Annotated in this window: 12 protein-coding genes and 2 pseudogenes; 6 read left to right on the forward strand and 8 right to left on the reverse strand. The window is 64.6% G+C overall.

Translation table 11 applies throughout. The features are described 5' to 3' along the window. Window positions 1-956, forward strand: a pseudogene (gene prs / locus DM992_RS39830) (ribose-phosphate diphosphokinase). Here the strand turns inward: prs and DM992_RS39835 are convergent. From DM992_RS39835 to DM992_RS42145, 6 genes are all read right to left on the reverse strand, one after another. After that, complete coding sequence (locus tag DM992_RS39835; RefSeq protein WP_105393398.1) at window positions 934-2,010, reverse strand: hypothetical protein; 1,077 nt, start codon at window positions 2,008-2,010, stop codon at window positions 934-936. The pseudogene prs and the gene DM992_RS39835 sit on opposite strands and share 23 nt — an antisense overlap. Next, the gene (locus tag DM992_RS39840) at window positions 2,007-3,383 is read right to left on the reverse strand and encodes a nicotinate phosphoribosyltransferase (RefSeq protein WP_111021748.1); all 1,377 of its coding nucleotides are present in this window, start codon (window positions 3,381-3,383) and stop codon (window positions 2,007-2,009) included. Before DM992_RS39840 ends, DM992_RS39835 begins: the two co-directional genes overlap by 4 nt. 328 nt (window positions 3,384-3,711) lie before the next feature. Further along, on the reverse strand, window positions 3,712-3,951 hold the full coding sequence (locus DM992_RS39845) for a hypothetical protein (protein ID WP_111020317.1): 240 nt from the start codon (window positions 3,949-3,951) through the stop codon (window positions 3,712-3,714). Between the two features lie 73 nt (window positions 3,952-4,024). Next, entirely contained in the window at window positions 4,025-4,441 is a 417-nt protein-coding gene (locus DM992_RS39850; protein ID WP_239511583.1) for a hypothetical protein, read from the reverse strand. Beyond that, window positions 4,434-4,883 (reverse strand): CBS domain-containing protein, encoded by a 450-nt coding sequence (locus tag DM992_RS39855; protein WP_111021749.1) that lies wholly within the window; start codon window positions 4,881-4,883, stop codon window positions 4,434-4,436. Before DM992_RS39855 ends, DM992_RS39850 begins: the two co-directional genes overlap by 8 nt. 91 nt (window positions 4,884-4,974) lie before the next feature. Beyond that, complete coding sequence (locus DM992_RS42145) at window positions 4,975-5,154, reverse strand: hypothetical protein (RefSeq protein WP_162631871.1); 180 nt, start codon at window positions 5,152-5,154, stop codon at window positions 4,975-4,977. A 766-nt stretch (window positions 5,155-5,920) separates the two neighbouring features. Here DM992_RS42145 and DM992_RS39865 point away from each other — a divergent pair. After that, window positions 5,921-6,136, forward strand: a complete 216-nt coding sequence (locus DM992_RS39865; RefSeq protein WP_111021751.1) for a hypothetical protein — start codon at window positions 5,921-5,923, stop codon at window positions 6,134-6,136. Between the two features lie 225 nt (window positions 6,137-6,361). Here the strand turns inward: DM992_RS39865 and DM992_RS39870 are convergent, their stop codons facing one another. Next, on the reverse strand, window positions 6,362-8,692 hold the full coding sequence (locus DM992_RS39870; RefSeq protein WP_111021752.1) for an FAD-dependent oxidoreductase: 2,331 nt from the start codon (window positions 8,690-8,692) through the stop codon (window positions 6,362-6,364). A 674-nt stretch (window positions 8,693-9,366) separates the two neighbouring features. Between DM992_RS39870 and phaZ the strand changes: the two genes are divergently transcribed. Continuing rightward, window positions 9,367-10,581, forward strand: coding sequence for a polyhydroxyalkanoate depolymerase (gene phaZ / locus DM992_RS39880; protein WP_111021753.1), 1,215 nt, complete (start codon window positions 9,367-9,369; stop codon window positions 10,579-10,581). Window positions 10,582-10,737: 156 nt separating this feature from the next. After that, window positions 10,738-11,034, forward strand: a pseudogene (locus tag DM992_RS39885) (transposase); the annotation flags it as partial. Between the two features lie 573 nt (window positions 11,035-11,607). Here DM992_RS39885 and DM992_RS39890 read toward each other — a convergent pair. Next, the gene (locus DM992_RS39890) at window positions 11,608-12,090 is read right to left on the reverse strand and encodes a hypothetical protein (protein WP_111021754.1); all 483 of its coding nucleotides are present in this window, start codon (window positions 12,088-12,090) and stop codon (window positions 11,608-11,610) included. A 259-nt stretch (window positions 12,091-12,349) separates the two neighbouring features. Between DM992_RS39890 and DM992_RS39895 the strand changes: the two genes are divergently transcribed. After that, on the forward strand, window positions 12,350-12,568 hold the full coding sequence (locus DM992_RS39895) for a type II toxin-antitoxin system PrlF family antitoxin (protein ID WP_111021755.1): 219 nt from the start codon (window positions 12,350-12,352) through the stop codon (window positions 12,566-12,568). Further along, window positions 12,568-12,969 (forward strand): type II toxin-antitoxin system VapC family toxin, encoded by a 402-nt coding sequence (locus DM992_RS39900; protein WP_111021756.1) that lies wholly within the window; start codon window positions 12,568-12,570, stop codon window positions 12,967-12,969. The genes DM992_RS39895 and DM992_RS39900 overlap by 1 nt, the downstream gene beginning before the upstream one ends. Window positions 12,970-13,081 lie beyond the last annotated feature (112 nt).

A 13,081-nucleotide genomic window follows, 5' to 3' on the forward strand; every position in this document is an offset into this window, starting at 1 on the left:
ATGACACACAATTCCCTCAGCCTCTTTGCGTTCTCGACCAGCCAGCCGTTCGGCGAGCGGATCGCGGCACATCTCGGCGTCGTGCTCACGCCGCACGAAGTACGGGCGTTCGAGGATTGGGAGCACAAGACGCGCCCCCTCGTCAGCGTGCGCGCACACGACGTCTATGTCGTGCAATCGCTACACGGCGAACTGGGCAACTCCGTCACCGACAAACTGTGCAGACTGCTGCTCTTCATCGGCGCGCTCGAGGATGCGTCCGCCGCGCGCGTGTGCGCAGTCATGCCTTACCTGTGCTATTCGCGCAGGATCGCCGGTCGCAGCCGCGCGATCCGGTGTCCACACGCTACGTGGCGGCGGTGCTCGAAGCCGTCGTCGTCGATCGCGTCGTCACGATCGACGTGCACAACGTCGCCGCGTACCAGAACACGTTCCGCTGCCAGACCGAACACCTCGAAGCCAACGGCCTGCTGGTCGACTGGTTTGCCGCGCAGGCGGGCGATCGGCCTGTCGTTGTCGTGTCTCCGGACGCAGGCGGCGTGCACCGTGCGGAGGATTTCCGCGCGAGGCTCGCGACGCGGCTCGGGCGGCCGGTCAATGCGGCATTCGCAGGCAAGCTGCGCAGCGGCGACGTCGCGGGCCGGTGCGCCGTGATCGTCGACGACCTGATTGGCTCCGGCACGACGCTCGCCCACACCGCCGCAGACTGCCGCGCGCTGGGCGCGCAATCTGTCTATGCAGTCGCCACGCACGGGATGTTCTTCGACGATGCCGCCGAACTGCTCGGCGGCGACGCACTCGACGCCGTCGCGGTGACCGACACCATACCGCCGTGGCGCGTGCCGCCGGGCGCGCTCAGGGACAAGCTCACGGTCCTCGACAGCGCCTCGCTGTTTGCCGAGTCGATTGCACGTATCCATAGCGGCGGCTCGCTCACTGACCTACTGTTGCACTGACACGTGCCGCCATCCATATGCGCTCGCAGCCGACGACATGCCGGTGCGCGAGCGCGACATAGGTACGAGCGCGATCGCGCCATACCGGAGTTGCGCGGAATGCCTTCTCGCGCAGATGCCATACGGCGAGCCGCGCGCGCGTCATCGCCCGGCAGCTCTGATAGAAATGCACGAGCGCGTCGTCGATGTCGTCGCCGCTGGCCACGCGGTACGCGTCCAGCAGCGTCAGCGCGAAGTCGGGCGCGCTGAGCCGCTCGCACTCCAGCGTGAGAAAACCGATCTCGTCGGCAGTATCCTGTGTGCGCAGCCGTTCGGAAAATTCGAGGCAATCGATGATCGCGAACGGTGGGTCGATCGAGACATGCTCGGGCCGTAGGTCGCCATGCCCTTCCACGATGCGCCCCTGCCGCACGCGCGCGTCGAAGCGCGCGGCCTCGCCTTCGAGTAGCGCACGCTGCAATGCGCAGATCGACCGCACGACGTCGGTAGGCTGATCGAACATCGGCTTGCACAAGGCGCGCTCATTGCAATCGATCGTGCCGAGCAACGCGGTCCGGTATGACGTGGCCGCGATCCGCGCGGGGCCGAGCGACCGGTGGAACGCGCCCAGTCGCGCCCCGATGCGGCGCGCATCGTCGCACGTCGCGCTCCGGTGCAGCAGCGCCCAGTCGAGCATCCGCTCGACTGGCAGTCGCCTCATCTTGACCAGCCAGTCGACGACCTCGCCAGCGCCATCCGGGTGCATGCGCCCTTCGGGATCGATCGCGAGCGGGACGGCGTCGAGATAGACGTCCGCCGCAAGCCGACGGTTCAGGCGCACTTCCTCGTGGCAAAAGCGCCGACGCGCGGCAAGCGAGCGGAAATCGAGCTGCGGCGCACGCACCGGTTTCTTGAGCTTCCACGCGTGGTGGTCGGTGAGGAACACCCAGGACATGTGCGTCTCGATTGCCGTCACCGATCGCGTGCAGTCCGGCCACGCCGCGGGCTCTCGTAGCTGCGCGACCTTCTCCTTCAAGGCAATCGCGCGTAGCCTCGCGGTATCCGCGTCGATCATGCTACCCTCTGCCCCGACTGCGCCGACCACACTTGCTCCATCCGTTCAACGAGTGCTGCCAGCGCCGGCGATATCCCGACGTCGAGGGGCGCGCCCGGCTCCAGCATGCGAGCGTGGTGGGGCAGCGTCCCTAGCTCGCGCATCGCATGCAGGCGGCTCTCTTCGAACGACGGGGCAGGGAGCCGCACGCCCTCGATCATCGCCGGCTGCAGCAGCGGCTCGCCATCGAGACGCTCGCCGTCCAGCGCGAGGCAATCGGCCGCGATCCGACCGTCCGGTTCGTACCGCCGGAACACCTGCTTGCGACCGGGCAGGGTCATCTTGCCTTCCGAGCGCTTGCGGCGCGGCGCGCCCGCATACGCGACGAGCTTGTACGCGCAGTCGAGATACGGTGCGTCCACCGACGTGCTCATCCGCGTGCCGATCCCGAAGCCGTCGATCGGTGCATGCTGGCGAACGAGATCCTGCAGCCGGTATTCGTCGAGATCGCCGCTCGCGAAGATGGTCGCGTCGGTCAGCCCGCCCTGGTCGAGAATCGTCCGAACGCTGCGCGCATGGGTAGCCAGGTCGCCGCTATCGATCCGCACGCCCTTGATGCGCAGGCGCTCGGGCGCCAGCCGGCGCGCAAGTTCGACCACCTTGTGCGCCGCGTGCGCGGTATCGTACGTGTCGATCAGCAGCAACGCGTTATCCGGCTGGGATCTCGCAAAGTGCTCGAATGCCAGCGATTCGTCGTCATGCACCTGGACGAACGAATGCGCCATCGTGCCGTAAGTGGGAACGCCGTAGCGCAAGCCGGCGAGTAGTGTCGCCGTCCCGGAGAATCCCGCCAGATAGCTGGATCGCGCGGCCAGCATGGCCGCTTCCGCGCCATGCGCGCGCCGCAGGCCGAAGTCGACGAGCAATCTGCCATGCGCGACGAGTGTGGCGCGCGCAGCCTTGCTGGCGACCAGCGTCGCGTAGTGGAGCAGGTTCATCACGCGGCTTTCGACGAACTGCGCCTCTCGAAGCGGCGCCGTGATGCGCAGAATCGGTTCGTCGGCGAAGAACACCGTGCCTTCCGGCATCGCGTCGACCGTGCCGGTGAAGCGAAAGTCGGCGAGCGATGCCAGGAAATTCGCGCGAAAGCGCCCTGTTGCGGCCAGCCGCTCGATGCCACGCGCACCGAAGCGCACCCCCTCCAGATAGTCGAGCACGGGTTCCAGCCCCGCCGCCATCAGGAAACCGCGCGACCGCGGCAGCGCACGCACGAAAAATTCGAAGCTGGCCACGTCGTTCATTCCCGCATCGAAGCCGGCCTGCATCATCGTCAGTTCGTACAAATCCGCGAGCAGCACGTCATCACCACCCGTGTCGGGCAAGGATCTGGCCATCATGCATCCTTTCATGTCGCCCGTGCGCGATCGTGCGGCCGTCGTTCAGCCGCCCCCGCGCGGGATGCCGGCACACCGCCCCATTGCGGGCGGCCATGCCTGCACAATTCAGCATAGATCGCCGTCCGGTGCAGGAATTGCGCGAGATCATGGGGGCCAAGCGGCACTTACGCCAAGCCCCCTTGACCGAGGTCAATCCGCAAAGCGACGAAAATCCCTGCCGTTCGTGCTCGCCGGTGCGCTCGTGTTACTGGTTAGCCGTGAGCGCGCGGCTCTATCCGCATATCGTGCGCTGACGGGTGACGGGCGACCGCCGCCGAGCGGCCCGTCAGACCGTGAACGTCTGAGATTTCCTCATTTCGATCCATGTCATGCCGCTTCGCAAGCCCTCCAGCGCCGCTTCGCGCTCGGTCGCGAACACCCTGTGGTGGGGAAACTCGCGTTCGCACGTACTGTCCGGCGACCGGACCGTCACATGGATGCGGCATTGGTAGCCCCCTGTCTCGACGGCGATCGTCTCGATCGCAACGGTCCAGTCTGCGTCATGAAGCTCGCCCGAGAGCGCCATCGCCATTCTCCGTTCATTGCCGCGTGCCGACCTGACGGTTTCCCCGCGCCCATGCCCCGCCCTTCACGCTCCATCACCTCAGCCGCCGGACGATCAGCATCGAGACCGCGACGACGGCCGAGATTGCTGCAGATAGCAGCAACACGTATCCGATCAGTCGCCAGAATTCGGCGACGCGCTGCTCCAGTATCCATGCGCGATAAGACGTCACGTTGCTCGCTGCATCGGCATACGACGTGCGATAAACGAAAAGCGGCATGCACACGTCGTGCTCGGGTATCGGTGAAGTCAGCAATGATCCTGCCCGCAGTTGTCCCACAGCCGCGCATTCCGCCGTATTCATTCCGTCAACGATTGCCGTGCTGATCGGGTGGTCGTAAATCGCGCCGATCCACGTAGCGGCACTCGACAGCAGTACGCAAAGACCGATGCCGGCAAGCCAGCGGCGCGGCATCGGAAAGCGGAAAGCGTGCCGGGGCGCGCTACCCACGCTGCTTCTCCTCGAAATACGGCTGACGTGCCGCGACGAGACGCAACTCGTCGAGCAACGCCGCGGCAGCACGCAACGGATCGTCGAGCGTGACGATGCCGACCAGTTGGCCGTCGTCGCCGACGACCGGAAGCCTGCGTATGCCATGCTGCCGCATACGCTTTGCGAGCAGCCAGACATCTTCGTCACCGCTTGCGATCGCGACGGGTTCCGACATGATGTCCCCGACGAATAGCGCGCCCGCCTCCGCGTCCGGGCGCACCGCGGCGAGCACGATGTCGCGGTCGGTCACCATGCCGACCGGCAGAAGGCGCCCCTCCCGTTCATGCACCACGACCAGATCGCCAGCGTGCGCATCGCGCATCCGTTCGGCTGCCTCGACGACCGTGATCGTTGCGAAACACGTGGCGACATCGCGAGTGCAGAGCATCGCAGCATTCATGGCATCTCCTGGTTGTCCCGGGTGACGCGAATCGTCACCGCGGTTCGGGCATCCTTGACCGTCGATCAACGTCTGTCCTGCTCCGAACCCATCAGGCACCCGACAGTTGATCGGCGACTTCGCGCACACCCGGCACCGGCCAGGCGGCATCGAACACAAGCTGCCATTCGCTCAGCGAATCATGATCGTCGGCTCCTTTTCGCATCCGGTAAAACAACGGTAGGCGCAGTACCGCCGGCAAGAATTGATGCAGGTCAGTGCGAAAGCCCATGCGAGCGCGCGCTACATGTCGCGACCGGCGTCGCCCGACGCGCGGCCGTTACGGCCCCGGTGCGGTTTGATCCGTCCGGCCCGGTTCGATGAGGCGCAGGACGATCCGGCGTCCGTGTGTCGACAGGCTGGCGTACGCGTCCGCTATCGACGTCGTATCCAGCCGAACGAGACCGCGCTCGGCCAGGCAGTGAAGATCGGCAGGGTCGCCCGGTCGGCACCGCGGCTCGCTCGCGAGAACCATCATGATCGCGATTTCATGGGGGCTCAGCAGCCTGTCCGCATTCGTATCGACCGGCCGTTCGCAATCGGGCGCGACGGATTCCGAGCAGGAAATGATCGGGTGATTGACCGTATCCTTGATAATCGAGGCATGATGTGATCCGCATCGTTAACGTGAAGACGCAAACGGGACAAAACCGTGTCGATGTCGGTCTCGACCGACACGCAGAACACTGAATGTTCGCGCTTGTCGGCCAGTCGTTCTTGATGCAGGTGAGCAATCGATCGAAGGTGTTCAAGATGCGCCAAATCTTCAGACGAAGCGCCTTCGCAAGAACCGATGGAAGCTCAGGTCGGAACCGTGTCATGTCGATCGGGTGACCCTGCTGGCGAGCGGGCTCGTGTGCCATCACCAATAAAATCTGTAGTACGAATCGAAATGTCGTCTTACGAAAGCGGACAGCATGCGATGGATTGAGTGAAATCAATGTGCGCTCGGTGCAGGAAAGCCAACATGAACCGTCCAGCTCGAGAGGGAGTCGTGCATGAACCGGTACTGCGAAGTCGAACTCGAGCTGACCCATATCGAAGGATCCATTCGTCTGCTTGAACAGACCCGGGCCTACTTCCACAAAAAGACGTCGGTAAGCGATCCCGCATACTGGCGCGCAAGGCTGCATGCCGTCAGGGAGACGGCCGAACAGAACAAGACGCTGCTACGCCGGACCGATGAAATCCTCACATTGCTCGAGCGACTTTGAGATCGGCTCGCTGCCAATTGCCCAGCCGCTCCTCGCAGCCGCTACGCTGCTGAATCCGATGTTCGCACACGTGACCGTGCGCAAATTCGCGCATGCGGTGCGCCACGCGTACTGTCGGTGACCCAGCAAATGTCCGACATCGCGCTCAGGGGGGGCAATCAGCCTGCATGCGGGCGATGGGCCGCGCGATCGGCGACTTCAATCCGGCCGCGGAGTGGGCAGCACTCAAGGGACGGTCCGACCTCGACGAGGCGCACGTACTCCGGCACCGCATGATTTCGGCGCATCGTGTGCCAGCACGCTGAGCGTCGCGGCATGGCCGCGTTCGCGCAGGGACGAAATCGATGCGGCCGAGAAATCGAAGTCGCGCGCGAAAGTCTCCCTGACCGCGGTGGTACGGTCGAGCGCGATGCGGAAGATCTGCACCGGCGCGCGGTTTCCCATCAGCCGGATGTATTCCGGCAATTGGCGCACGCTGGCCGCCGTAGCCGGATTGAGCCGGCTGGTGATACGCTCGACAAGATCCCGGAAATCGTTTGCGCTTTCCTCGAATCGCAGATCGTTGCGCACCCGGTCCGCATAGACGATCTCGTCGCGCCGCAGCATGACTTCAAGCAAGTTGGACGGCAGCGGCCGCGATCCTGAAAACAGGTCGACGACGAACACGCGCCCGGTGATGCGCCCGCAACGCTCGATCACAAGGTCGAGCGGCGAATTGCTGATGATTCCGCCGTCCCAGTACGCGCGGCCATCGATACGCGTCCACGGCATCGCAGGCGGCAGGCTGCCGCTGGCGAGCAGGTGCTCGGGCGTCAGGCGGTCTACATAGCTGTCGAAGATGCGCCGTTCTCCGCTTTCGACGTCCACCGCGCCGAGCAGCAGGCGCGTCGGGCTGGTCGCCAGCATGTCGAAATCGACATGGCGGCGCAACAGCGCGAGCATCGGTTGCGTGTCGTAGCAACTCGTCCACCACGGCGCCGCGCCATGCGGGCCAATCCCGTCCGGCCACCAGTGCGGCCGCAGGAAATTCGGCACGCCGAACAGCGCAATATGCCAGGCGAGCATCGCGCGTTCCATATAGGCGGGCGATTGAATGCCCGCCGGAATCCGGATCGACAGTTCGCGCCAGAACGCATCGAGCGCTTCGGCCGCATGCCCCGGATGGCTGGCGGCTATCGCACCGTTGAACGCGCCGATCGACACGGCCGATACGATATCCGGCCGGACGCGCTTCGCTTCCAACGCGGCGATCGCCCCGCTCTCGAACGCGCCGAGCGCACCGCCGCCCTGCAGGATCAAAACAGTCTGCGCGGGCAGTTCGCGGAGCCGCAAGTCGGTGTGCGCCGCGGCCGCGAGGTGTGCGCCGAGGTTGAGCCGGTGGCGGATCGCTTCCTCGGCAGCGGTCATTTCGTCCGCTGGCACGCCGATCGAGAACATCGCGCGCGGGACATGATGCCGCAGGTAGAGCAGCGAGTACGGGCGTTGCGGAAAATTGCCTTGCTCGACGATTTCGGTCGCATCGGAAGCATCGCCGAGGAAGTTGTACGGCACGTCGAACACGCTCCCGTAGAAAATCGACACATCGTGATAAGGCAGCCGCGCGCCACGCATGTTTCGGGCCGCCAGGCGTCCCTGACGCACCGCATTGTCCCAGTGCTCGACGCGCCGTTGCGCGCAGAATACGGGATCGCGGAATCGCGCCACATCGCCGGCCGCATGGATATCCGGGTCGGAAGACTGCAGGCATTCGTCGACGAGCACGCCGTCGGCCGTCGCGATACCGCTGCCCGCCAGAAACCCGCAATTCGGCTCGACGCCGATGGCCACGACGACGAGATCGCATGCGATGACGCGACCGTCGGCAAGCACGGCCGCCTCGACCGCTTCCTCTCCTTCGAAGCGTTCGACCGTTGCTCCGGTGCGAACGTCGATGCCGCGCGACGCGCACAAACCGCCGAAATGATCCGACAGCCGTGCGGAATGCAGTTGCGGCAGTAGTCGCTCGGATTGCTCGACGAGCGTGACCGCCAGGCCGAGCTCGCGCAACGTCGCCGCCGCTTCGATGCCCGTGAAGCCGCCGCCGATGACCAGCAGGCGACGCTGCCGGTCGGCATCGGCACGAAGCGAAACCGCGTCACAGACATCGTGAAGCCGGTGTATGCCCGCAAGCATTGCGCCCGGCACCTGCAGCGCGCGCGGCGACGCGCCGGTCGCGACCAGAAGCTTGCCATACCGCACTCTCGCGCCGTCGTCGAGCACGACGACATGCGCGTCCGGATTCACCGACGCCACCTTCGCGCCCAGCAGAAGGTCGATCCTGCGCAGGTCGTAGAATCCGACAGGGTGTATCGCGATGGCCGTCGGGTCGACGCTTCCCGCGAGCAATTCCTTCGTCAGCGGCTGCCGCTGGTACGGAAGCACCTGTTCGCCGCACAGGATCGCGATGCTGGCGGCCGGATCTTCCCGCCGCAACGCATGCGCGGCGGACACGCTCGCGATGCCGCCGCCGACCAGCACGTAGTCGAAGCGACGCTCGCGCGCGATCTGCGCCGGCATGCCGCTCACCCCGCGCTCGCGTGCGGCTCGCGCACAGTGAGCCCGCCGGCAATCGACCGGGCAAAGCCCGACCGTTTTCCGGAAGCGGCGCCATCGCGGATATCGCGCCTCGAGATCGCGCAGGTCGCGACAGGCCGGTGCACTACCAGCTCCGCCATCTGGCCGAATGCGGTCTGATCGCCTCGACCGCCCATCGTGCAGAAGAAGGCGGTCGATCTCAGTGCATGCCCGTGACGCGCGAGCCAGGTCGATACAGGTGTCGATGCACGTCCCGCCCACACCGGCGTGCCGATCACGACGCCGTCGTAAGCCGACGGTTCGCACGTGGTCGGCTGAAGGTCCGCAACGCGGTGATGCATGACGTCCGCCAGCGAACGCAGGTAGCCGATCACGCCCGAGCGCCGCCGATTGTCGGTTTCCTGCAACCGTTCGCAATCCGCATCGAGTTCGGCGGCCAGTTGCCGCGCGAACGCGGCTGTCGTTTCGGTGCGCGAGTAGAAGACGACAAGGATGCGTCGAGGTACGTTCATGATTCGTTCCATGCACCGGTCGAAGGCTCGGAAACCAGCTTATGTGCCGGATATCGGAATGGCGCTGACGCAGGTCAACATGCCCTCGGCTGGCCGGTCGACAGTATTGCTGTGCGAGTACCATCGAGACCCCGGACATTTGCCATGTGGTATGACCTGATCGAACTGCAACGGCAATGGCTGCGTGCGTGCCATGCAGGAGCACGGCATGCGTATGGCCTGTGGCCCGACGCAGCGTCGGGATGTTACGCCGATCTGCTGGAACCCTTGCTCGACCTGGATGCCGCCGCGCCGCCATTCGCGATCGGCGCGATCGAGCTGGCTGGCCGGCGCATCGAGGTCGCCGACACGGTTGTTGCGCATACCCCGTTCTGCTCGCTGCGCCGCTTCTCCCGCCCGAGTGCCCAACGGGCGATCCTGCTCTGCGCGCCGCTTGCCGGACACGCGGCCGTGATGATGCGCGAGACGGTCGAAACGCTGCTTGCCGACGGCGACGTGTTCATCACCGACTGGATCAATGCGCGCGATGTGCCGCTCGCCGCGGGTCGGTTCGGCCTCGACGAATACGTGTCGATGCTCGACGGCTTCATCGATGCGCTTCCGCCTGACGGCCGGCCGGCACATGTCGTCGCCGTCTGTCAGGCGACCTTTCCTTCGCTCGGCGCAATCGCGTTGCGCGCGCTACGCGGGGCTGTCCTACCGGCGAGCGTGACACTGATCGGCGGCCCGCTCGATGCACGAATCAATCCAAGTGCGCTCGGGATCGCGGCGCGCTCGCATTCGCTCGCCTGGTGTCGCGACACGCTGATCGACGTGGTGCCATCCGGGTTCGCAGGACGTGGGCGCCACGTGTTCCCGGCCTATTTGCAGCGCGCCGAAATCGCGATCGCGTATCCGCAACGGTATCTCGCACTGGTCGAACGTTATCGGCAAGCCGTATCGAGCGGCAATGCGGACTCGCTCGCAACCGCGCGCCGGGCGTTGCATGAATATCTTGCGCTCGTCGACATGCCGGCCGAGTATTTCCTCGATACCGTCGACATCGTCTTCCAGCGTGCCTGCCTGGCGAGTCGGACATGGAACGTCCGGGGCGTGCGGGTCGAACCCGCTGCGCTTCACGACATCGTCCTGACGACTGTCGAGGGGACGCGCGATGCCGTCACCGGCGCCGGGCAAACCCACGCTGCACTGGATATGTGCAGCGGCCTCGCACCGGGCGCGCGGCAACGCATCGACGTCGAGGGCTGCGACCACTACGGACTGTTTACGGGCGAAAGCTGGAGCGCCGACGTGCATCCGGCGTTGCAGGCGGCATTCGCCCGCGCCGAACACGGCCAACGACGCTCGCGCGCGGCTTGAGGCGGCTGCGTCCCCGGGGTTCCGCAGCCGCCACGCGGCGCTTGACGGAGTAATCGTCCTTTTCGTGCATGTATGGACCCGACGCCTTTTGCAAGCTTCTTATTCGTGATGTCGAAACGGTCTGCATGCATGTATCCGGCTTGCTAGATGGGCGATTTAGCGGCCTGGCTGGGCCTCGTGCCCAGACAATACTCATCGGGCGGCAAACCGTGCCTGCAGGGCATCAGCCGGCGTGGCGACACCTATCTGCGAACGTTGCTGATCCATGGTGCTCGGGCCGTGCTTCGCTACGTGAAAGCGAAGACCGATCCCCAAAGCCTCTGGCTACAGGAGTTGATCGCCCGACGGGGATATAACTGCACCGCCGTCGCGCTGGCCAACAAGAACGCGCGCATCGTACAGGCGCTGCTCAGCAGCGACGAACACTATCGCCAACCGAACGCCACTGCCTGATCGAATCGCCCAACTCTTTATGGAGAGTCGTACCCACCCTGGTTTTTCGAAGCTTCTCGAAGCGATGACGAAATAGGTTGAACCAGCACCCCGAAGCCTGTTTTTCGTGCCGGCTGCCGCTCGCGGCAAGCCGCGATTTTGCTAAGGACCGGGTGCGCGGATCTCATCGAGGCTGCGGGCGTCCTTCGGCGATCGCCCATCTAGCAAGCCGGATACATGCATGCAGACCGTTTCGACATCACGAACAAGAAGCTTGCAAAAGGCGTCGGGTCCATACATGCACGAAAAGGACGAATACCCCTACAGGCTGCCCCGCCGCGGGCCGGCGCCGCTCGCACAACTAAAGTTGTGTCTAAATTTCAACTAATGTTGTGTCGATCCGCCGCACCATGAAAAATCCGGCCGAAGCCGGATTGAGAGATACGTGACCGTGGGTTGTACGGGCTACGTCGCAGGGCCGCGCAGCGCCTGAGCACCGCGGTGCGGGTCACCCCAGTCGGCTTCGTACGCGGTCCGCGTCACTCCGCCACGAGGGCGAGCGGCAGGCGGGGCGGTCAGGCGGCCCGATCGCCCTTAGGCGGGCGGCCACGGCGAAAGCACGCTGTCCCAGTACTCGAACGTCAGTTTGCCGTCGACTTCGTCACCGACGTAATCCAACGTATAAGGGGCGGCCAGACTCAGCACGCCTTGGTCGGTGCCGTTGTCGTCGATCACCCAGGCCAAGTGCTTCTCCAGTGTAACAATCGATACCAGCGTGCCCTGGCCGAGCGCGGTCTTGGTAAACGAGAAGCGCGCATGATTGAGGGTATTGTCATCCGGTGGCATACGGCCTTCATATGGGACCAATTTCGTCGGATCGTCCAGGCTTTGCATGATCCAATTGCCCTCCACATCGCTAAAGACCCCCATCATCGGACTCAGCGAAAACATGCAAAACGCGTCCGGTGTGTCTTTGCATGCGACGTAACAATCTCGGCCGTAGAAGCTCGTAACCAGCGAGATCCACTTTTTGTTGTACACCGACCGGAACGCAATGCCCTGCAGCGATGAACCCATGGTTGCCCCTCCTTGTCATGATCCGTGATCGGCAGCCCGCTCCGCCGTGGACGCGGGCGCTTTTGCCAACGCGCGCGTCGTGAAGATTCGCCCTTGACTGCCGAACGTTCAATATAGGGGATTCGGTGCAAATTCGTATGATAAAACGTGTCATGCGCTTGCTGGGGCGGGTTGCGTGAGGGGCGACTACGGCTCGCGTCGAGTGCATTGCGAAGATGATCGCATCGCCTTACAATGGGCTGAAATGTAAGGAGAAGCCATGTTTGAAGCCACACTCACCAGTAAGGGGCAACTGACGTTGCCCGCCGGAATCCGGCACGCGCTCGGCCTTGCCGCCGGCGTACGGATTGTGTTTACGCCGCTCGACGATGGGACGGTCATCCTGCGCGCGAAGACTCGGAGTCTGCTCGATTTGCAGGGCACACTACCGTCGACGACCAGTGTGCCGACTGAGGCCATGCGGATGGGCGACGCCTGATGCCCAGTCTCGATACCAACGTCCTCGTGCGCTGGCTGACCAACGACGACGTCGACCAGGTCGAACATATCCGCGAACTGTTCGCCGCGTCGGCCGGACAAGCCGAGGCGTTTTTCGTGCCGGTCACCGTGATGCTCGAGCTCGAATGGGTGCTGCGGTCCCGCTACCGGTTCGATCGGCTGCACATCTTGACCGCGTTGACCGCGCTGCTCGAGACGCGTGAGCTGAGCTTTGAGGCAGAAAGCGCGCTCGAACGCGCGTTGCACTTGTACCGCGAGCATGGCGGGGATTTCGCGGATTGCCTGCACGTCGGTCAGGCCGGCGCCGCGGGACGAGTCCCCCTGCTCACGTTCGACCAGCGCGCGAGCCGCTTGCCCGGAGCCCAAATTCTCGGACAGTGACGGGCGTGGGTAGGGCCGATATTTCGGGATTGGATGAGGCCTCTCTTTCCCCGTCCAAACCACTCCCCGCTGGATTTAGGCCGCTTTGTTGCCGATATCGAGCGGCGATCGC

Origin of the sequence: Burkholderia sp. JP2-270 (assembly GCF_003233675.1) — a bacterium.
Taxonomy (GTDB): domain Bacteria; phylum Pseudomonadota; class Gammaproteobacteria; order Burkholderiales; family Burkholderiaceae; genus Burkholderia; species Burkholderia pyrrocinia_C.